The 19,920-nt window shown below is 71.2% G+C and carries 18 protein-coding genes; 7 read left to right on the top strand and 11 right to left on the bottom strand.

The window, feature by feature from the left end:
- Positions 1–4 precede the first annotated feature (4 nt).
- The 4 genes from OG494_RS00170 to OG494_RS00155 form a co-directional block, all read right to left on the bottom strand.
- On the bottom strand, positions 5–1,978 hold the full coding sequence (locus OG494_RS00170) for a CRTAC1 family protein (RefSeq protein WP_328450670.1): 1,974 nt from the start codon (positions 1,976–1,978) through the stop codon (positions 5–7).
- Positions 1,975–2,958: a DUF1702 family protein gene (locus OG494_RS00165; RefSeq protein WP_328450669.1), complete on the bottom strand. Its 984-nt coding sequence runs from the start codon at positions 2,956–2,958 to the stop codon at positions 1,975–1,977. The genes OG494_RS00170 and OG494_RS00165 overlap by 4 nt, the downstream gene beginning before the upstream one ends.
- Positions 2,959–3,072: 114 nt before the next feature.
- Positions 3,073–4,068, bottom strand: coding sequence for a DUF1702 family protein (locus OG494_RS00160; protein WP_328450667.1), 996 nt, complete (start codon positions 4,066–4,068; stop codon positions 3,073–3,075).
- 27 nt (positions 4,069–4,095) lie between these two features.
- Complete coding sequence (locus OG494_RS00155; RefSeq protein WP_328450665.1) at positions 4,096–4,923, bottom strand: helix-turn-helix transcriptional regulator; 828 nt, start codon at positions 4,921–4,923, stop codon at positions 4,096–4,098.
- A gap of 590 nt (positions 4,924–5,513) precedes the next feature.
- On the opposite strand from OG494_RS00155, the gene OG494_RS00150 reads away from it, so the two are divergent.
- On the top strand, positions 5,514–6,350 hold the full coding sequence (locus OG494_RS00150) for an AfsR/SARP family transcriptional regulator (protein ID WP_442874367.1): 837 nt from the start codon (positions 5,514–5,516) through the stop codon (positions 6,348–6,350).
- A gap of 37 nt (positions 6,351–6,387) precedes the next feature.
- Positions 6,388–7,083 carry a winged helix-turn-helix transcriptional regulator gene (locus OG494_RS00145; RefSeq protein WP_328450661.1) on the top strand — a complete coding sequence of 232 codons (696 nt, stop codon included), beginning with the start codon at positions 6,388–6,390 and terminating at the stop codon, positions 7,081–7,083.
- Positions 7,084–7,197: 114 nt separating this feature from the next.
- Here OG494_RS00145 and OG494_RS00140 read toward each other — a convergent pair whose 3' ends face one another.
- Both OG494_RS00140 and OG494_RS00135 read right to left on the bottom strand, forming a co-directional pair.
- The gene (locus OG494_RS00140; protein ID WP_328450659.1) at positions 7,198–8,439 is read right to left on the bottom strand and encodes an RNA polymerase sigma factor; all 1,242 of its coding nucleotides are present in this window, start codon (positions 8,437–8,439) and stop codon (positions 7,198–7,200) included.
- Positions 8,436–8,822 carry a YciI family protein gene (locus OG494_RS00135; RefSeq protein ID WP_328450657.1) on the bottom strand — a complete coding sequence of 129 codons (387 nt, stop codon included), beginning with the start codon at positions 8,820–8,822 and terminating at the stop codon, positions 8,436–8,438. Before OG494_RS00135 ends, OG494_RS00140 begins: the two co-directional genes overlap by 4 nt.
- Positions 8,823–8,954: 132 nt before the next feature.
- Here OG494_RS00135 and OG494_RS00130 point away from each other — a divergent pair, with 132 nt between their 5' ends.
- Positions 8,955–9,656: a maleylpyruvate isomerase family mycothiol-dependent enzyme gene (locus tag OG494_RS00130; protein WP_328450655.1), complete on the top strand. Its 702-nt coding sequence runs from the start codon at positions 8,955–8,957 to the stop codon at positions 9,654–9,656.
- 4 nt (positions 9,657–9,660) lie between these two features.
- On the opposite strand, the gene OG494_RS00125 is transcribed toward OG494_RS00130, so the two are convergent.
- On the bottom strand, positions 9,661–10,281 hold the full coding sequence (locus tag OG494_RS00125) for an L-threonylcarbamoyladenylate synthase (RefSeq protein WP_328450653.1): 621 nt from the start codon (positions 10,279–10,281) through the stop codon (positions 9,661–9,663).
- A 150-nt stretch (positions 10,282–10,431) separates the two neighbouring features.
- Here OG494_RS00125 and OG494_RS00120 point away from each other — a divergent pair, with 150 nt between their 5' ends.
- A complete protein-coding gene (locus OG494_RS00120; protein ID WP_328450651.1) occupies positions 10,432–10,935 on the top strand; it encodes a DUF899 family protein in 504 nt (167 codons plus the stop codon).
- Positions 10,936–11,112: 177 nt separating this feature from the next.
- On the top strand, positions 11,113–13,476 hold the full coding sequence (locus OG494_RS00115; protein ID WP_328450649.1) for a sensor histidine kinase: 2,364 nt from the start codon (positions 11,113–11,115) through the stop codon (positions 13,474–13,476).
- A gap of 264 nt (positions 13,477–13,740) precedes the next feature.
- On the opposite strand, the gene OG494_RS00110 is transcribed toward OG494_RS00115, so the two are convergent.
- The gene (locus OG494_RS00110; RefSeq protein ID WP_328450647.1) at positions 13,741–14,346 is read right to left on the bottom strand and encodes a response regulator transcription factor; all 606 of its coding nucleotides are present in this window, start codon (positions 14,344–14,346) and stop codon (positions 13,741–13,743) included.
- Between the two features lie 312 nt (positions 14,347–14,658).
- Positions 14,659–14,847, bottom strand: a complete 189-nt coding sequence (locus OG494_RS00105) for a hypothetical protein (protein WP_328450645.1) — start codon at positions 14,845–14,847, stop codon at positions 14,659–14,661.
- Between the two features lie 456 nt (positions 14,848–15,303).
- Between OG494_RS00105 and OG494_RS00100 the strand changes: the two genes are divergently transcribed.
- The gene (locus tag OG494_RS00100) at positions 15,304–16,053 is read left to right on the top strand and encodes an AraC family transcriptional regulator (protein WP_328450643.1); all 750 of its coding nucleotides are present in this window, start codon (positions 15,304–15,306) and stop codon (positions 16,051–16,053) included.
- Between the two features lie 253 nt (positions 16,054–16,306).
- Positions 16,307–16,912, top strand: a complete 606-nt coding sequence (locus OG494_RS00095; protein ID WP_328450641.1) for a response regulator transcription factor — start codon at positions 16,307–16,309, stop codon at positions 16,910–16,912.
- Here OG494_RS00095 and OG494_RS00090 read toward each other — a convergent pair.
- Positions 16,854–18,128 (bottom strand): sensor histidine kinase, encoded by a 1,275-nt coding sequence (locus tag OG494_RS00090; RefSeq protein ID WP_328450639.1) that lies wholly within the window; start codon positions 18,126–18,128, stop codon positions 16,854–16,856. The two genes, OG494_RS00095 and OG494_RS00090, sit on opposite strands and share 59 nt — an antisense overlap.
- Before the next feature lie 342 nt (positions 18,129–18,470).
- Entirely contained in the window at positions 18,471–19,910 is a 1,440-nt protein-coding gene (locus OG494_RS00085) for a SagB/ThcOx family dehydrogenase (protein WP_328450637.1), read from the bottom strand.
- Positions 19,911–19,920 lie beyond the last annotated feature (10 nt).

Here is a 19,920-nt window from a genome sequence, read left to right as displayed (position 1 = left end):
GCCGTCACATCTCTTCCATCGCCGTGGTGCCGAGCTGGTACATGTGGCAACCGGGTGCGAGCTTCAGGTCCTGCGTCCGCAGCTGCCCGGTCCGGTCCCGCCACTGCAGGTGCACGTCGAGCGGACCGCTGACGTTCTGCCCGAGGCCGATCTGGACGTCGAAGCTGCGCCGGCCGGCCTCCCCGCTGCTGCCGTCGACCCGGCCGAGGTACTTCTTGCCGTCCTGGGTCGTCACGGTGACCTGGGCGCCGATCGCGGGCACGCCGGCCGCGGGCAGCGGGCCGGGCGCCACCGGGGCGTCCGTGGTCAGCTTCAGCTGCAGGAACTTGCCGGGGTTCGGGCTGTCGTTGTGGTAGAAGATCGGCGCTTCCCACTGCCGCGCCACCGCGAACTCGGGCAGGCCGTCCCCGTCGGTGTCGCCGACGGCGATGCCGCGGGTGGGCACCGGCACGGCCAGGCCCAGCTGCGGGCCGAGGTCGGTGTAGCGGCCGTCCGGGCTCTTCACGAAGAAGTGGAACGTCTGGTCGCCGCCGATGTCGTCACCGGGGCGCGCGTTCGGCCACCAGAACGGGTTCGACAGCAGGCCGTCGTTGGCCGTGGCCAGCTCCTGCAGGTTCGGCCAGCGGTTGACCTGGCCCTTGACGAACCCGGTCGCCTGGGCGATCTGGTTCTCCCCGCTGTTGTTGAAGTCCTGGATCTTGACGTCCCAGCCCCAGCCGGACCACGCCGTCCCGGTCGAGCCGCTCACGTCGTCGAACGGCGCGACGCCGTCGTTCAGCTGCGTGCGCAGGTCCGCGGCACTCTTCGCGGTGTTCATGAACTGGAAGTTCGACTCTTCGATGCCCCACGACGTCGTGATGTTGCTGACGAACAGGTCGTAGAGGCCGTCGTGGTTCAGGTCGCCGAAGTCGACGCCCATCCCCTTGAAGGAGTCGTGCCCCAGCACCTTGGACTTCGGGTCGTCGAACCCGCGGACCCCGGTGACCTCGCCGAACTCGATGTGCCCCGGCGTGGACTTGTTGTACAGGAAGTGGTCGTGGCCGAAGTCGTTGGCGATGTAGAGCTCCGGCAGGCTGTCCCCGTCGACGTCGGTGGCGCTGGAGGCCAGCGTCCAGCCGAGCCGCGCGGACTCCGGGATGCCCTGGGAGGCGTCGATGAACTTCGCGGTCGGGTTCGCCCCGGACGTGGCGCCGGTCCAGCGGTAGATGTACTTCGCACCCGAGTTCGTCGCGTGCGACATCGACTGGTTCAGCGTGATGCCGCCGTCGGCGTTCGGGTCCAGGACCCTGCTGTCCGGGAAGTAGTTGCCCACGAAGATGTCCACGTGCCCGTCACCGTCGAAGTCGCCGATGGTCACGGAGTCGGTGTTCCACAGTGGACCGTTGTACTTCCCGTCCGGCCCGCGGTGGTTGCCCGGCACCAGCTCGGTCGGCTGGAAGGCCGAGGCGTCGAGCTTCGTGGCGGTGGCCTTCTGCAGGAACAGCACCGGCGTCCGGCCCCAGTAGTAGGCCAGGATGTCGGTCCGGCCGTCCTCGTTGTAGTCACCCGGGACGCAGCCCATCGGCGCCATGTAGTCCCACGTCGGCAGCACCGGCGCCGGGTCGAGCGCGAAGGGCGCGTAGCGCGGCCCGGAGTCCGGCGCCGGCGTGATGACGACCTGGTCGCTGCGCGGGTCGACCAGGCAGAGGTCGTTGGCCTTGCCGCTGCCGCTGATGTCGTTGAGCGCGATCGCGGCGCCGACCGAGGAGATCCACGCCGAGATGTGCTCGTACTCCTTGTTCACCGTCCGGACCGACTGCTGCTTCGTCGCCGCGGGCAGCGCGATCGCCATCGGGGTGAAGTGGAACTTGCTCGCCATCGAATCCTGCTCGGCGGCGGAGACACTGGGCAGCCGGGCGACCAGGAACAGGCCGAGGATCAGCACCAGCGCCACGATGCCCGCCAGCTGCTTGCGCAGCCAGCCGAAGGTCGCGGTCATTTCTTCTTACCTCCGTGGGTGAGCACTTCCTCGGCGATCCGCTGTCGCCAGGTTTCGAACGCCGGAACGTCGTCGCCGTCGACGACGACCGCGGGACGCACCTCCTGGGTGATCGCCGCGGCCCGCTCGGCGGGCAGCCCGCAGATCGCGCGGGTCGCGACGTCGGTCTCCGGGATCAGCAGGCCCCCGCGGATCCGGGCCTCGGCCGCGAAAGCGCTTCCCTGCGCGAGCTGGCCGTGGTGGATCCCGGCCCGGTCGACGAGCTCCCCCAGCTCCTCGGACGTCACGCCGCAGGCGTAGGTCGAGGCGAGCCCGACACCGGCGTACAGATCGCCGTGGCGCGACTCGGGGAACGCCTCGATCGCCTTGGCCACGAGGGAGACGTCGGTGCCGTTGATGAACCACAGCGCCCGGCCGATGCCCTGGTCGATGGCGCGCAGCGCGTACCCGTCGTAACGCCGGTCCGGCCAGGAGAAGTTCCGGTCCTGGAACTGCTCCCCGACGTACTTCGCGGTCTTGAAGTACGCCTGGTGGAAGCCGTAGCCGTCGAGCACGAGCCAGCGCAGCAGCGGGTCGAAGGCCTCGGCCTTCGGCCACGCGAACCGCGGGATCCGCGCCATCGCCCAGCCGACGCCGACGTAGATGATGTAGTTCTGCTTGTCACCCGGGCCGGCCAGGAACTCGGCGGTGTTCGAGCTCTTGCCGAACGGCAGCCCGTCGAGCACGCCGTAGCCCATTCCCGCGCCTTCGTAGGCGAACCCGCGGAACTTCGGGGGAATCTGCTGGAGCCATTCTTCGGCCTGCTCGGGCGAACGCGCTTCGACCGCGTGCGCGTAGCCGAGGAGGAACTTCTCGCCGACCGTCTCGAGCAATTCCTGAGCGGCTGGGCTCTTCCTGTGGAAGCCACGCTTGACCAGCGAGGTCTCCGAAACGTCCGGTGTCAGGATTCGGCGCCTGAGCGCACGCCAACCATTGCCCAACGCACTCTCCCCCTTATCGGGTGGGAACGGGACTCCATAACGAGTTCCACTGTGTCCTTCCACGCTCACATAAGCCGTGGTCACGGGTCTACTCCACAGTTGCGAGCGCCCGCTTCAGCCGGCTTCGCGCAAGGACTCCGCACCGAACTCGGCGCGGATCCGGGCCCGCCACAGCTCGTACGGCGGCACCGGGCCGACGTCCTCGAACGGCACCTCGGTGCCGTCCGCGAGCGCCTCGGCCGCCTCGACCGTGAGCCCCGCGAGCACGCCCGCGGCCAGCCGGCTGTGCTCCGGCACGTACGTCGAGTAGGTGCGCGCCTTGATCGCGAACACCACCCCGAGCGCCAGTTCCGCGTAGTGCGTCCCGGAAAGGCGGCGCAGCGTCTCGAGCCCCGCCTTGTCCGCGCCGCCGGCGAACGTCGCCGCCAGCCCGACCCCGCTCCACAGGTCCGGGCGGCGGGCTTCGGCGAACGCCTCCACCGCCGCCCCGACCGCTTCGGGCACGCCGCCGTGGATGAACCACAGCGCCCGGCCCACCCCCTGGTCGAAAGCACGCGAGAAGTAGTCCGCGCGTCCCGCCCACGGGTACGGTGCCGGCTCGGCCTGTTCGTCGACCCACTTGCGGGTGTCGAAGTACGCCCGGTCGAAGCCGTAGCCGTCCACCGCCAGCCAGCTCATGACCGGGTGGTGGTGGACGCCGTCGAGCTCCGGCAGGATGTTCTTCCACAGTGGACGCGGCAGCCGCGCCATCGCGAACCCGATCCCGATGTAGGTGAGGAAGATGTGCGGCTCCCCTGGGCCCTCCAGCAGTGCCTTCGTGCGGTCGCGGCCGCCGCCCGGCATCGCGTCCAGGATCGTGTACCCCATCGTGGCGCCCTCGTACGCGAACCCGCGCTGCTCGGGTTCGACGAGCGCGAGCCGTCGCTGCAGCTCCCACAGGGACGCGCCCTCGATCGCCCACTCGAACCCGCACACCACGGCCTGCGGCACCGCCTCCAGCCGGGCCGTCGCCGTGGTGGGCGTGACGGGGAAACCGCGCTCCGCGAAACCGACGGAGGCCAGGGACGGTGCGAGCATCCGCTTGCGCAGCACACCGAAGAAAGTCGACATCGGAAGTCCTCGTCTTCGTCTGGGTGGTCAGGCCACGGAGCGCAGGTGCGACCGCTGGGCGGCGACCATCCGCTGGCCGGCGGGCGTCTGGCGCGACGCCAGGGTGATCGCGATCGGCGGGTCGATCAGGGACGGCGGACGCAGCTTCATCCGCACTTCGGCCGGCTCGAACTCGGCGACGGTCGCCGAGCCGGTGGCGATGGTGAACGGCGGACCGGACTGCGTCTGCCGCACGGGACCGTGGTCGGCGACCGCGATCACCGTCCAGTTGCCCTCGGGCACCCCGTCGATCGTCACCTCACCGGAGAGGGTGTCGGCGAGGCCGCCGAACGCCACCGGGCCGCTCTGCGGCACGGCGTCGGCGAAGACCCCGACGAGCACGTTGGCCGGCGCCGCGTTCTCGGGCATCGCCAGCCGCACGGTCAGCCGTCCGCTGCCCGACTGCAGGGACGCGCAAGAACTGCCGGCCTCCCGCAGGGACCGCAGCGACGGCAGCCGCTGGAAGTACGCCGAGTGAGCCACCAGGAGCTCACCGACCTCGGGTTCGCGGTACTCGGTCGGGGTCATCCCGACCGCGCGGACGAACCGGCTGGTGAACGTGCCCACGCTGCTGTAGCCGACACTGCAGACGATGTCCGACACCGTCAGCGAGGTGGTCAGCAGCAGCCTCTTCGCTTCGAACAGCCTCACCGCGGTGAGGAACCGGCCGGGCGTCACCCCGGTCGCCTTGGCGAAGATGCGTGAGAAGTGGAACGGGCTCACGTACACCTCGGATGCCAGAGCCGACAACGTGATCGGCTCGAAGTAGCGATCCAGGATCATCTCGATCGCGCGCAGCACGGCCGGCGGAACCACATGGTCGTGCTCCTGCCTGTACCGCTCTGCACCAGCCGACTGCTCGCCGCCGTCGGCGCCCCCGGACGCAACCGATCGCAAGATCATCAGTCCAACCTCGAATTTCCTACGGCGTCAGAATCCATCTCCGTCAGGTAAGACGCCGTCCCTTGCAGGTCGGTGGACCTCCGATGGAGAGTCGCAGGAGGCCGCCGCAGGATCGGAGCGGCGCCCGTGCGGGGATCCGGTTCCGGGTGTGCGTAACGCATACCCCGCGCGTGCGCGGCGCACGGGACCGGTCTGACAGACGCGCGGATACGGCGAGTGATAGCGGCCACGGATCCCCCGCGACGGCCTGCAGAGATGATCGGGACCTGGGGTTTGCCCGGCTCGAGCGGGTCACGAGGGGTGCGGCACGACCGCGGGGGACATGCGGAACGCACGGGACCACCGAGCAGAACACATCTTGACTCTGGTGGACAGCTCACTGGCTGGTGCCCGGCCACTCTGTCACATTCGACAGTGGACAGCCCGGGGTCGGACTTATCCGGCTCGACAAGGCTTACTGGGGAGCTCGAGACATCGGAGCAGGAACACTGGAGGCGCCCGGCATGTACTCCGACAACAAGCTATCGGACGGACTGGTCGGCGTGACTCAACAGCCCGTCGGACCACCCGAACGTGTGGTCCAGTTCACCGTACTCGGCCCGCTCGGCGTGCTGCGCGACGGCGTCGACTACGCGCCGACGACACCGAAGATCCTGCAGCTGCTGGCGTTGCTCGTGATGCGGCCGGGCAAGATGGTGCACGTCGACTCGATCACGCAGGAGCTGTGGGCGAGTGATCCACCGCGGACGGTGCGGACCACGCTGCACACCTACATCTACCACCTGCGCCGGTGCATCGAGCAGAACGGTCTCGCCGAAGGCGACGAGTCGCTGCTCGTCACCAAGGCGCCCGGCTACGTCTTCCGGATCGACCCGGCCCAGGTCGACGTCTTCCGGTTCGGCCGGCTCCAGCAGGAAGGCCAGGACCTGCTGCGCCACGGCGAGCACCCGGCCGCGGCCGCCAAGTTCCGCTCGGCGCTCGACCTGTGGGCCGGCCCGCCGCTGGCGAACGTCCACTGTGGACCGGTGCTCGCACCGTACACGATGGAGCTGCTGGAGCAGCGGCGCAACACCCTGCACATGCTGATCGAAGCCGAGATCACCAGCGGCAACCACCGCGAGCTGATCGGGGAACTGCGGTCGCTGACCGCGGGCAACCCGCTCGACGAGGCGCTGCACGGACAGCTGATGCGCGCCCTGGGCCGCAGCGGCCGCCGGTCCGACGCGATGGCCGTCTACCGCAGCCTGCGCAAGCGGCTGAGCGAAGAGCTCGGCGTCGAGCCGTGCGACGAGCTGCAGCTGCTGCACCGCGACCTCATCTCCGAGGGCGACCACCACTAACTCTTACTTTCCACCGCACGAACGGAAATGAGGATCAATGACCGCACGCACCCGCACCTACGGACAGTTCTGCGGACTCGCCCGCGCCATGGAGCTCGTCGGGGAACGCTGGGCCCTGCTCATCGTGCGCGACCTGGTGCTCGGCCCGAAGCGCTACACCGAGCTGCAGGCCGGCCTGCCGAAGATCCCGCCGAGCATCCTTTCGGCGCGGCTCAACGAGATGGAAGAGGCGGGCGTGATCCGCCGCCGCATCCGCCCGGATCTCGACGCCGGTCTGGTCTACGAGCTGACCGAGTACGGCAGCGAGCTCGACCACATCCTGCTCGACCTCGGCCTGTGGGGCGCGCGCTCGCTGAGCCACCCGGGCCCGGACGACGTCTTCACCCTGGACGCGGCGATCCTCTCGCTGTACACGACGTTCCAGAGCGAAGCCGCGGCCGGCGTCCAGGTGACGTTCGAGATCCAGTACCACGACTCGATGATCCTGCACGCGATGGTCGACGACGGCGCGCTCAAGGTCTCCGAGGGCCGCCACTCCGACGCCGACCTGATCATCCGCTCCAGCCAGGGCCCGGCCCTGCTGGACGTGATCGGCGGCCAGATCACCCCGGCGGAAGCGGTGATCGCGGGCAAGGTCTCGATCGAGGGCGACCTGCGCGACCTGGAGCTGTTCACCCGCCTGTTCCGCCTGACGGCGGCCCCGGAACCGCAGGAAGGTGTCGTCCTGCACTGATTCCGGTGGCCGGCCCCGATTCCGGGAGCCGCCCCAACGCCACGGTGGGTGCGTCCGGCGCACCCACTGTGGCGTTCGGTGCGCCCCACGCACCCGAAGTGGCGCTCGGGGGGCTCAGTCCAGGCGTGCGGCCCGGTTCTCGAGGTACCGCTGCTCCGGCTCGCTCGCCGTGCGCGCCGCCGCGCGGCGGTAGTGCTCGCGGGCGGCCGCCGGGTCGCCCGCGCGCTCCAGCAGGTGGGCCCGGACCGCGTCCAGGCGGTGGCTCTGCCGCATCCGGCTGTCGCCGGCGATCGTGTCCAGCAGCTCCAAGCCACGCGTCGGGCCATCGACCATCGAGACCGCGATCGCCTGGTTCAGCGTCACCACCGGGCTGGGCGCGAGTTCCTGCAGCACTTCGTACAGCTGCGCGATCTGCACCCAGTCGGTGGTCTCCGTGCTCGGGGCCTCGTCGTGCAGGGCCGCGATCGCCGCCTGGACCTGGTAGACGCCGACCGGGCCGCGGCCGAGCGTGCGGCCGATCAACGCCGCGCCCTCCGCGATCATCGCGCGGTCCCAGTGTTCGCGGTCCTGCTCGGCCAGCGTCACCAGCTCGCCGCCGGGGCCCGTGCGGGCTTCCCGGCGGGCGTCGGTGAGCAGCAGCAACGCCAGCAGGCCGGCCACTTCGCCGTCGTCCGGGCGCAGGGCGCGCACCGCGCGGGTCAGCCGGATCGCCTCGTGCGCGAGCTCGGGCACCTGCAGGTCGGTGCCGGACGTCGCGGTGTACCCCTCGTTGAAGATCAGGTACAGCACCTGAAGCACGACGCGCAGGCGCTCGGTGTACTCGGCCGCCGCGGGCTCGCCGAAGCTCGACCCCGCGGCCGCGATGCTCTCCTTGGCGCGCGTGACGCGCCGGGCCATCGTCGCTTCCGGTACGAGGAACGCCTTCGCGATCTGGGCGGTCGTCAGGCCACCCACCGCGCGCAGGGTCAGCGCCACCTGCGACGGCGGGGAAACCGCCGGGTGGCAACACAGGAACAGCACCGTGAGCGTGTCATCCCGATCGGACGGCCGGTCCTCGCCGGGCCCCGCGACCGCGGCGGCGTCCGCGGGTTCCCGCAGGGCCAGGGACTCTTCCCGGCGCCGGCGCGCGCTTTCGCTGCGCCACAGGTCGGTCAGCCGGCGCGTGGCGACCGTGACGAGCCAGCCTTGCGGGTTGTCCGGCACGCCCTCGGCCGGCCACTGCGCCGACGCGGCGATCAGCGCCTCCTGCACGGCGTCCTCGCAGGCGTCGAACTGGCCGTACCGGCGCACGAGGACACCGAGCACCCGCGGCACCAGCGGCCGCAGCAGCTCGCCGAGCGCGGCCGGACCGGTCACCCGGTGAACTCGGACTCGGTCCGCGCGTCGGCGAAGAACACCACCGGCCGGACCTCGATGCCGAGTCCCTCGACCTTCGCGTCCGGGATCATCGCGGCCACTTCGCAGGCGCGTTCCCGGCTTTCGCACTCGACGAGGTAGAAGCCCGCCAGGAACTCCTTCGACTCGACGAACGGCCCGTCGGTGACGGCCGGGACGCCACCGGTCACCCGGACCACCGCGCTGTCGGCCGGGCCGCCGAGCGCCTGGGTGCTGATCATCTCGCCGGACTCCCGGATCCGGCGGATGAACTCGCCGTGGCCGGTCATCACGTCGTCCTTGTCCTGCTCCGTCAGGCCGTCCCAGACCTCGGGGTTCATGTGCATCGTCAGCAAGAACTTCATGCCCTCTCCCCACGTTCGGTACCCGCGAAACATAACCGATCCTGCACCGCAATCCACGAGTGGTCACGGACCCCGGCATCCGGGCAGCATCTACGCCTCGGCTTCGAAAACCCCGCTCGGAGGACACCCCCCATGCAAGACGTGCACGCCGACCTCGCCTCCGAGGCGGACAAGCTCGCGGAGCTGATCCGCGGCCACGAAACAACGGTGATGCTGCCCGTCGGCCGGGTCATCACCGGGCACCTCGCCGAATTGACCGTCGTCGCCCGCCGGATCGTGCTCGGTGTCGAAGGCGACGAAAGCGCGTCCGCGCCGCGCATCACGAACTCGGGGATGCTCGGCGATGCCGTGGTGGCCTGGCGCTCGGAACACCGCAAGGCCACCGACCTGCTCGCCACCGCGACCGTGGACGTCCGGTGGCCCGGCGGGCCGATGCGGCCCTCGGCGCTCGCGGCGGCCCTGCTGACCGCGGTGTTCGCCCGCGGCCAGGACATCGCCGACGCGCTGGGCGCGCGGCTGGAGCGCGACGACAGCGTCGGGCACGTGGCCTACTACGGCGTCCGCACCCGCGACGACGCCTACGCCGGCCACGGCGCACCGCCGGCCGGGCCGTTCCGGTTCGAGCTCACCGCGCCCTCGGGCGACCGGTGGGAGTTCGGGCCGGCCGACGCGGCCGACCGCGTCCGGGGCCCGGCCGAGGACTTCTGCCTGCTGTTCACCGGCCGGCGCCCGCTGACCGAACTGGCGGTCACGGCCACCGGCGCCGAGGCCACCCGCTGGCTGGGCCTGGCCCAGGTGCGCCGCGATCCACTCTGGACGTCCGAAGTGGACTGACGGCTCAGGCGAAGCGGTCGGGATCGCCGGCACCGCGCCGGACGATCTCGGCCTCGCCCGAGGAGAAGTCGACCACCGTGGTCGGCTCGACCCCGCACTCGCCGGAGTCCACGACCGCGTCCACGACGTGGTCGAGCTCCTCCTTGATCTCCCAGCCCTGGGTGAGCGGCTCGGCCACGTCCGGCAGCAGCAGCGTGCTCGACACCAGCGGCTCGCCGAGCTCCGCCAGCAGCGCCTGGGTGACGACGTGGTCGGGGATGCGCACGCCGACGGTCTTCTTCTTCTCGTGCATCAGCCGCCGCGGCACCTCCTTGGTGGCCGGGAGGATGAACGTGTAGCTGCCCGGGGTGGCCGCCTTGATCGCGCGGAACACGGCGTTGTCCACGATGACGAACTGGCCCAGCTGCGCGAAGTCCTGGCAGACCAGCGTGAAGTGGTGCCGCTTGTCGAGCTTGCGGATCGAGCGGATCCGCTCGAGACCGTCGTGGTTGTCCAGCCGGCAGCCCAGCGCGTAGCAGGAGTCCGTCGGGTACGCGATCAGGCCGTCCTGCCGCACGAGATCGGCGATCTGGCCGATGGCGCGCCGCTGGGGGTTTTCCGGGTGCACGTCGAAGTACCTGGCCATGCCCGCGAGCCTAGGCCCCGGGCCCGGAGTACGCCCGGCGGGCCCGCGCGTCTCCCACCTTGCTGCGAACACCCCCGAACCGGTGACCGGGGGCCCGCGCAGGACGCACAATCCCCGGTGCGACCGTGCGCTGCCACCCCGGAGGCGATCATGACCGAACTGGTACTGCCCGACCTCATCGGACCGACGCTGCCCCGGCCCCGCGCCGTGCCGTCGGCGGAGTACCGGTTCGTCGGGCCCGCCGGCCCGGCGGGCCTGCCGGAGCTGTTCGGCGGGCACCGCCGGCTCGCCGTGCACCACCCCGCGCCGGACCGCAGCCGGCCCGGCGCCGCCGTGCCGGCCGCGGAGATCGCCGCGGCGTTGCACACCGAGGGCACCCGCCTCGTGCTGGTTTCTCACGCTCCGTACGCGAAGTTCGCGCAGTACGGCCGCCACTTCGGCTGGGACCTGCCGTGCTATTCCGCTGCGGGCACCGGCTTCGGCGCGGACTTCCCGGCCACCCGGTACCTCGAAGGCGCCGGCGGCGACGACGCCCCCGGGCTGAGCCTTTTCACCCTGGACGGTCCCTTCGTGCTCCACCTCGGCACGATCGCCGTGCCGTACCTGGACTTCCTCGACCTCGTCGGCGTCACGGGCGATCACCACCGCGACTGAACCAGTATTGGACCAGAACGGCCCGATCCGGCGGGAAACGCTGCGGCACGGCCACTCTTCGACGTACCGACCGACGGTCGGCATGAGATAGGATCGGCCAGAAGCATGCAGACAGAGCTCAGCCCGGACCGCCCGGCCCGACCTGTGCGCCGCCGACCCGCCGGAGGACCGCAGCACATGTCTCCGGTAGCCGCACTCGATCCCACCCCGCTCTCGTCGCCCGCCGAGCCGCGGGGCACCACCGGGGTGGACCGGCGGCCGCGGCTCGCCACCGTCCTGGCCGCCGGCATCATCGTCGTGGTCGCCGCGGGGTTCTCCGTGATCGGCCTGGCCAACCTGCTGCCCACCTCCGTCGACCCGCTCCACGCCGTCTACGGCGTCGTGGGCATCGCCGGGCTGCTGGCGATCCAGCTGCTGTGGTTCTGCCGCCCCTCCACCGAGCTGGATTCGACGACCAGCCGGGTCCTGCTCGCGGTGATGGTGGTGCTGGCCTACCTGCCGATCCCGACGTTCGGCCTGCTCTGGGCCGACATGCCGGACTTCGTCGGCGGCGTCGTCCTGCTGATGCTGCCGCGCCGGTACGCCCTGCCCGCGTTCGCCGCGGTGTGCGCGAGCATCGGCTGGACCTACACGGTCTTCGATGGCAACCCGCTGACGACGGTCTACGGCACGATCTCCTCGATCTTCTACTGCCTGGTGTTCTACCAGCTCACCCGCCTCGCCCGGATGGTGAACGAGCTGCACCAGGCCCGCACCGAACTGGCGCAGCGGGCCGTCGCCGAGCAGCGGCTGGCGTTCGCCCGCGACCTGCACGACCTGCTCGGGCTGAGCCTCTCCGCGATCGCGCTCAAGGGCGAGCTCGTGCACCACCTGATGCGCAAGTCCGCCGACCTGGCCATGGTCGAACTGGCGGAGATCACGGCGACCGCGCAACGCACGCTGTCCGACGTCCGGGCCGTCTCCCACGGCTACCGGGAGCTGTCGCTGGAGAAGGAGTCCCGCACCGCCGAATCGCTGCTGGCCGCCTCGGAGATCGCCGTCCAGGTCCACCTCGACCAGGGCGATCTCCCGGTCCAGGCGCGGACGATGCTGGCGAAGGTGCTCCGTGAAGGCGTCACGAACGTGCTCCGCTACAGCGACGTCGAACACTGCGAGATCGACGTGCGCCAGCAGGGTGACAAGGTCACGCTGGAGATCGTCAACGACGGCGTGGCGGCCGACGAGGTGGCGCTCGAGCCGGGTAGCCGGCTGACCAGGCTGCCCGAGGAGGTGGCGGCGCTCGGGGGTGTCGCGACCGCCGGGATGGACGCGGACGGCCGCTTCCGGCTGCGCGTCGAGCTCCCGGTCCCCACCCGGCTGGACGGGCCGGCGACCGGCGGTGTCCGGGCGGACCGGCCCGAGTCGACGCTGATCCGCTGGCTGATGCCGACGACGATGTGCCTGATGGGCATCGGCGCGACCCTGCACGTGCTCCAGCTGACCACGGAGGCCTGGCAGGTCGCCCTGGTGGTCGGCTCGGTCGTGGCGCTCCTGGCCTTGCAGCTGTCGTACTTCAACCGGCCGGCGACGCCGCTGCGTTCGGCCCAGACCTACGCGATGCTGCTGGTCCAGGCCTGCCTGACCTACCTGCCGCTGCTGCCGCTCAAGCACAACTGGGTCAGCGTGCCCGGCCTCCTGATCGGCACGGCGCTGCTGATCCTGCCGCCGGTGGCCGGCTGGACCTTCTTCGCCCTGAACGCCGCCGCGTACGCGTGGATCCAGCACGCGGCCGGCGCGAGCGACATCTCACTGGTCTTCTACACGGCCGCCACGGTGATGACCGGGCTGACGGTGTTCGGCCTGCTCTGGCTGGTCCGGCTGGTGACCGAGCTGGACCACACCCAGCGGCGGCTGGCCGAGATGGCCATCGCCGAGGAGCGGCTGCGCTTCGCCCGCGACCTGCACGATCTGCTCGGGATGAGCCTGTCGGCCATCGCCCTGAAGAGCGAACTGACGTCCCGGATCCTCCCGATCGACCGTGACCGCGCGACCGGGGAGCTGACCGAGATCCTCGGCCTGACCCGCCAGGCGCTGTCGGACGTGCGGTCGGTGGCCAGCGGCTACCGCGAACTGTCCCTGGACAGCGAGTCCCGCACGGTGCGCTCGGTGCTGGCCGCCGCCGACGTCCGGGTCCGGATGGAAACGCTTTCCGAAGAGCTGCCCTCGGCCGTGCGCACCGTGCTCGCCGTGGTGCTGCGCGAGGGCGTCACGAACGTCCTCCGGCACAGCAACGTCGAGAGCTGCGAGATCGCGATGCGCCGCGTCGACGGCGGCATCAGCCTCGAGATCGTCAACGACGGGGTCGGCGGCCCCGACCGCGCCGCGAAGGCGGTCGTGGCCCCGAGCGGCAACGGCACGGGCAACGGTTCCGGCTCCCGCCACCTGTCCCCGGGCAGCGGGATCGGCAACCTCTCCCACCGCGTGGCCGACCTCGGCGGCGAGCTGACGGCCGGCGTGGAGTCCGACGGCCGCTTCCGGCTGTGCGCGGTCGTCCCGGCCTGATCCGTCCACGAGCCCGGCGGGCGAACCCGTCTCCTGGCACCCGCGCGCGGCCCGCGAGGCAGCCGAGGGTCCCGAGCCACACGATTCCCGCGCCTCACAGCCGCTCTCACGCTCCGAAGGCCGCCTTCGGGGATCCGGACGCCCTCAAGGCCTACAGAGGCGCTGAGGGCGTCCAGCGCGAATCCACGACGTTGCCGGGGTCCGGTCGAGGCGGGTGCGCGGCTTCGGCGGGCCCCCGCGGCGGCTCCCGGCGCCGTGCCCGGCTCAGAGCCAGCCGGAATCCTGCGCGATGCGGATGGCGTCCACCCGGTTGCGGGCGTTGAGCTTGGCGACGATCGTCGTCAGGTAGTTCCGGACCGTGCCCGCCGAGAGGTAGAGACGAGCGGCGATCTCGACCGTCCCGTAACCCTGGGCCGTCATCCGGAGCACGTCCAGCTCGCGGCCGGTCAGCGGGCAGTCCACGCTGTCCCAGGCGGCCAGCGCGAGATCGCCGTCGACCATGCGCCGCCCGGCGACGACGCCGCGGACGGCGTTCGCCAGCCGGTCCGGTGGCGCGTCCTTCAGCAGGAAACCGCCCACCTTGGCGTCCAGCGCGCGCCGGAGCGTGCCCGGGCGGCCCAGGCTGGTCAGGATCAGCGTGCGGCAGCCCGGCAGCTGCTCGTGCAGCTCACCGGCGGCGGTCAGGCCGTCCTTGCCCGGCAGGTCGATGTCGATCACCGCGACATCGGCCCGTGCCTCGCGGGCCATCGGCAGGATGTCCAGGCCCGTGGCCACCTCGGCGACGACATCGATGTCCGGCTCCAGGCGCAGCAGCGCCACCAGGGCCCCCCGCACGATGTGCATGTCTTCCGCCACGAGCACTCTGATCACGAGGCGCCTCCGCACTCACATTCCCCAGAAGCCCAGTTAAACATTCCGACCGGCACCTCGGTTACCCCAATCGGGGATTCCGTCTCGGTTTGCACGCACAATGACACGGACCACTGGCGCCGGTGGACTGGATTGTCTTTTAGCGACCGGACCACTACTTGATGTAGCGCAAAGACGGCCGCGCACCGTGGGTGGAAATTTTCCACATGGCGATTTTACGTGCGAGAGTTGCGCCCCGACACGGCGAAGCCGGCCGTCGCGGAGGCGACAGCCGGCTTCGTCCGGGCGGACATCAGCTGCGAAAAGACCCGGTCAGGCCGCTTCGAGGACGTCCATCCGGCAGATGCTCGCCCGGATGGGAGCGGCCCCGCGGGCCGCGGTGTCACCCCACAGCTCGAAGCGGTCGATGACGAGACCGGTCTCGGCGTTCGCCGAGTTCCCGAACTCGATACCCAGGTCGTCGAAAAGCGCGCGGACGTCGGCGGAAAAGTGTGCGGACATTATGTGCTCCCCAGTGGCGAAGATGAAAGCTTCACGTGACTCAAATAGTCCGCCGAGAAGGGCTCCCGAGCCAGTGTCCGCATCATCGGGCCACCGTGCTTTATGCCTACTCCGTGCAGTGCCCGGCATGCCGCCGAACGGGGCATCAGGAGGTGCGAGGAGCGGCCACGGCGTCCATTTTGGTCACTCGGCGCGGTCGACCGGGCGCGATGCGCGACAGTGCACATGCGGATGTCACATGTGCATGTGCCCGTTGAGCGGCCTGGTCACGCCCCTGCGGCGCGCATATGCAAAACGCATGTCCGCGCCCTGTGAAACCCATTCGGAACGGTGCACTGAGCACTTAAGAAGTAGACGCCGGCCGACCTACAGTTCTGCCATACCAATTCGCCGTCGCCGATCGCGTTCGCAGGGGAACGCGCACCGGCCGGCCTGGGGACTGGAGGGACGGCCACCATGGACGAGATCGTGCGGCAGGCCGTGGCACGCGCCATCATGACCATGCGGGACAACCTGGGCGATCGCCTGACGATCGACGACCTCGCCCGGGCCGCGATGTTCAGCAAGTTCCACTTCACCCGGGTCTTCCTCCGGGCGACCGGGCTCTCGCCGGGGCGGTTCCTCTCGGCACTGCGCCTGGCCGAGGCGAAGCGGCTGCTCGCGACCACGGGGATCTCGGTGGCGGACATCAGCCACCAGGTCGGGTACAACAGCGTGGGCACCTTCAGTGCCCGCTTCAGCGGCAGCGTCGGCTACTCCCCCACGGGGTACCGGCAGCTGCGCGGGATGACCCCGCGGATCGCCGAACGCACCGGTCAGCCGGGGTCCGAGATGACCGTGCGCGGGAACGTTTGGCGGCCGCCGGGCGGGGACGCCGGCCAGGTGTTCGTCGGGCTCTTCCCGGCCAAGATCGCCGAGGGCGCGCCCGCGCGCTACGCGATCCTGCCCGGCGCGGGCCAGTACACCTTGACCGACGTGCCCCTGGGCTCGTGGTACGTCATCTCGCACGCCTACGGCTCTTCCCCGCACGACGACCGCGGACCGCGGCCGCTGACCGGGTTGTCCGGGCCCGTGACGGTGCACCGGGGGGTCGCGGCGAGCCTGCTCGACGTCCGGTTGCGGCCGCGGCACGGCTTCGACCCGCCGGTGCTGCTGGCGCTGCCCGACCTGCGGCACGCGCCGGCCCGCCGGGCGGTCGCGGTCTGAGTCCACCCCCGGCGGGCGTCCCGGGGAGGGACGCCCGCCGGGTCCGTATCCGGGGAAAGGGGAATCCGTGCGGAGCCGACACCTGACCGTCGCCACGGCGACGGCAGTTCTACCGTCGCGAACCGGAATGGGGGAAACCCATTCGCCGTCCGGGGTCATCCCGCTGCACCGGGCGAATGCCCCGGCGGGATCGCCCAATGGCGTACAATTCCGCGTGGGGGAAATGCACGACCGGGGGAAGCGAGGGACCGATGTGATCAAGGTTCTGCTGGCCGAGGACATGGACATGGTCCGCGGCGCCCTCGTCGCCCTCCTCAGTCTCGAGTCCGACATCGAGGTCGTCGCCGAAGTGGACTCCGGTGACGAGATCCTGCCCGCCGCCAAGGCATCCCGGCCCGACGTCGCGGTCATCGACATCGACCTGCCGGGCAAGGACGGGCTGACCGCGGCCACCGAGCTCCACGAGCACGTGCCGGACTGCCACACCTTGATCCTCACCAGCCTGGGCCGCCCGGGCACGGTCCGCCGCGCGCTCGACGCGAAGGTGAACGGCTTCCTGCTCAAGGACGCGCCCTCGGACAAGCTCGCCAACGCCGTGCGCTCGGTCGCGATCGGCCGGCGCGTCATCGACAGCGAGCTCGCGCTGTCGGCGTGGGAAGCCGACGACTGCCCGCTCACCCCGCGGGAGCTGGAGATCCTGGCGCTGGCCGCGCGCGGGCGCAACGTCGCCGACATCGCCGCGGATCTGTTCCTGTCACCGGGAACCGTGCGCAACTACCTCGCCGCGTCGGTCACGAAGCTCAACGCCCGCAACCGGGTGCACGCGATCCGGATCGCCACCGACGCCGAATGGCTCTGAGCGACGCCGGCGCCGGGCCCCCCGGCTGAGCGTCCCGCGGATCCGCGCCGAACCGTGCCAAGGGGACGGTGGCACACACCAGATGGGTGCCACCGGGCCGGGTTCCGGCCGTCAGCTCGCCGCCGAGCAGGCTCACGCGGTGGGCCAGGTTCCGCAGTCCCCGGCCGTGCTCCTCTTCGCAGTCCTCGGCTTCGCCCGGCACGACGCCGTCGTTGAACACGCGCAGCCACGCTTCGCCCTGGGACACCCCGACGGCGAACTCGCACCACGAAGCCTTGCTGTGCCGCACCACGTTCGTGGCGCTCTCGCGCAGCACCGTGGCGAGCGTCGTGTCCACCGCGGCGGGCAGCTGCACGGACTGCGCCGGGTCGAACCGCACGGTCACCCCGGCCGTCGCCAGCACGGCGGCCGCCGACCGGCACTCCTCCACCAGCGAGAGCTCGCGCTTCCCGGCCGCCACCGAACGCACGTCGGCGAGGGCCTTGCGGGACATCGTCACCAGCTCGGTGAGCTCCAGCTGGGCCTGCGCCGGCCGGGCCTCGACCAGCCGGCGGATCAGCTCGACCTTGAGGGTGATGGCCGAGAGGCTCAGCCCGAGCAGGTCGTGGGTGTCCCGGCTGAACCGCAGCCGCTCCTCGGCGACGACCCGGGCGGTCAGCTCACGCCGGACGTCCTCGCGTTCGGCCGCCAGCCGGACGAACCAGGCCAGGCCGAACACGGCCACCGCGGCCACGGCCGTGAGCGCGACGCCGTGCAGACCATCCGCAATGGACACGCCGGGTGCCCCCGTCGCGGCCGCCAGCACGCCGACCCCGCTCGAGACGAGCACGAGCACCGGCACCGACACGGCGGGCCTGGCCACCAGCAGGACACTGCCCACGAAGAAGCTGCTGAGCACGCACCAGTCGGGGCCCAGCTGCAGCATCGGCAGCAGGCCGAGCACGGCCTGCAGCACCAGCGCCGGCCCGCGGAAGCGGATCCGCCCGTAGCCGAACCCGACCAGGTGCACGGCGATCAGCGCCACGGCGTACCCGCACGCGACGAGCGCGACGGGCCACGACCGCACGTCCCGCAGCGGGCCCAGCAGCCCGAGCACACCGATGCCCAGGCAGACGCCGGCGTGCATGGTGTAGACCAGCCGAGCCGGAAAAGCCTTGCCCGGCAGCCGAGCCGCGGCGTCCGAACGCGACTTCGCCCCGGTTGCTCCCTTTGCCACCTCCCGATACGACGATCGGACTCTCGTGTCGAGTGCTCTCGCGGTAACAGCCATCGCAGCGCCTCCCCGGAAACGCTCCCCAGTGCCCCAGAACTGCAATCTAACAGCCGTTCCTGAGGATCCGGGTCGCCGTCACGGGGGATTTTGACCGAACTGTGCCGATCGTGGGTGCCGCTGCCCGGCCGGGGCGCCGCCTGCTCGTGGGTGTCCGGCCGGGTCCGGGCGGACCGGCGTTCGGCGGCCCACGCGGGTACCACTGGTCCGCGTCGGGCACGCCCGGCACCCAGCCGCCCAGGCCGAGCCCGCCGCACCAGAAGTCACACGCGCCCCACCGGTACCGCGTCAGCCCGGGAAGTCCAGCACGCACTCGCCGACGCTGACCTCGGCCGGCCACTCGAGTTTGAGCGCCCGGTCCACCCGGTCGCCGGAGTCGACCGGGACCGCGTGCGCCGCCAGGCCCATCGCCTTCGCCGCCAGGTACAGGACCTGCTGCAGCGCGCCCGCGTGCAGGAGGGTCGTCGCGTAGGCCGCGCCGCCGAGGACCCAGGCGATGCGGGACATCCGCGCCGTCAGGGTCAGCAGCGCGGCGGGACGGCGGCGGCTGCCCGCGGCGATCATCGACATGTCCAGCAGCGCGTCCAGGACGGCCGCGTCGTCGTTGATCAGCGTGAGCGTGTGCCAGAGCGGGTCGTAGTGGTAGATCCCGCGCGCGAGGTCGGCGCAGCGGTTGATGCCGACGTAGAGCTCCAGCTCGTACAGGCAGGCCACGCTGAAGTAGGGCCGCTGCGACGCCTCGTGCGACGGCCCGCCGGGCACGTGCGCCGGCCCCACCGACCGCACCCGGGCGGTGCGGAACAGGAACTCGCCGAGCTGGCCCGCCGTCAGCGTCCGCTCGCCGAACTCCGGGCAGATGTGGTCGCTCTCCAGCAACGCCGTCAGCGGCGGGTCCCCGGCGGCGAGCACCTCGGCGTCGGGCCGGGGCAGCGGGAACGTCGGCCCGGCGGTGACCTGCTTGACGACCGGCGGCTCGGCGCCGATCCGGACGGTGTCGGGCTCCGGCGGCGAGCCCTTCTGCCAGGTCCGGCTGCGCGTGTGGAACATCAGGTCGTCGTGCGACCAGACGGTCGTGTCCGGGTCGCCGTGGTCGGTGAACCGGCCCTCGTCGTCCCCGAGCAGCACGACGCCGGCCGCGACGAGGAACTCCACGACGTCGGCGACGACCGCCTCGCTCACCCCCGTGGTCACCGCCAGCTGCGCCACCGTCTTCGGCGAAGCCAGCGAAGTCGCGATCAGCACGGCGGGCGGGCGGAGCAGCGCGACCTTGTACCGCGCGCCCGGTGACTCGGCCAGCAGCGCGCCGTCCTCGGCCCGCAGCGCGGTGAACCGGGACAGCCGCACCTGCCGCCCGGGCGGCAGCGGGCCGTCGGGGAACGCCGGGAACTGCGTCACGGGGATCGCCGAGAGCACCGGCCCGCGGCCGTCGTTGAGCGCCAGGGAGTGCACCACCGAGCCGGACAGCCGGGTGAGCACCTTCCGCAGGGACAGCCGCCACGCGTCACTGGCCGCGGGGCCGGACACCGCGAGGTTCGCCATCGACACCGGGCCGAGCACGAGCCGCCCGAGCGACTCGCGCACGCCGTCGGCCGTGCCCGGGAACTCGTATTCGCCCCACCACGTGATCGCGACGAGGGAACCGTCGTCACCGGCCTCGACCAACGTGTCTTCGGTCAACGACCACAGGCGGACCGTTTCGACCTGCCCGGCCGGGCTCTCGGCAGCCACCGCAAACTCC

Source organism: Amycolatopsis sp. NBC_00438 (assembly GCF_036026695.1).
GTDB lineage: Bacteria > Actinomycetota > Actinomycetes > Mycobacteriales > Pseudonocardiaceae > Amycolatopsis.
This window is presented reverse-complemented; position numbering and strand designations above follow the sequence as displayed.

Coding starts and splice junctions, on each gene's coding strand:
- OG494_RS00170 (WP_328450670.1), bottom strand. CDS start 1,978: ATGACCGCGACCTTCGGCTGGCTGCGCAAGCAGCTGGCGGGCATCGTG.
- OG494_RS00160 (WP_328450667.1), bottom strand. CDS start 4,068: ATGTCGACTTTCTTCGGTGTGCTGCGCAAGCGGATGCTCGCACCGTCC.
- OG494_RS00150 (WP_442874367.1), top strand. CDS start 5,514: ATGTACTCCGACAACAAGCTATCGGACGGACTGGTCGGCGTGACTCAA.
- OG494_RS00145 (WP_328450661.1), top strand. CDS start 6,388: ATGACCGCACGCACCCGCACCTACGGACAGTTCTGCGGACTCGCCCGC.
- OG494_RS00135 (WP_328450657.1), bottom strand. CDS start 8,822: ATGAAGTTCTTGCTGACGATGCACATGAACCCCGAGGTCTGGGACGGC.
- OG494_RS00130 (WP_328450655.1), top strand. CDS start 8,955: ATGCAAGACGTGCACGCCGACCTCGCCTCCGAGGCGGACAAGCTCGCG.
- OG494_RS00125 (WP_328450653.1), bottom strand. CDS start 10,281: ATGGCCAGGTACTTCGACGTGCACCCGGAAAACCCCCAGCGGCGCGCC.
- OG494_RS00120 (WP_328450651.1), top strand. CDS start 10,432: ATGACCGAACTGGTACTGCCCGACCTCATCGGACCGACGCTGCCCCGG.
- OG494_RS00115 (WP_328450649.1), top strand. CDS start 11,113: ATGTCTCCGGTAGCCGCACTCGATCCCACCCCGCTCTCGTCGCCCGCC.
- OG494_RS00105 (WP_328450645.1), bottom strand. CDS start 14,847: ATGTCCGCACACTTTTCCGCCGACGTCCGCGCGCTTTTCGACGACCTG.
- OG494_RS00100 (WP_328450643.1), top strand. CDS start 15,304: ATGGACGAGATCGTGCGGCAGGCCGTGGCACGCGCCATCATGACCATG.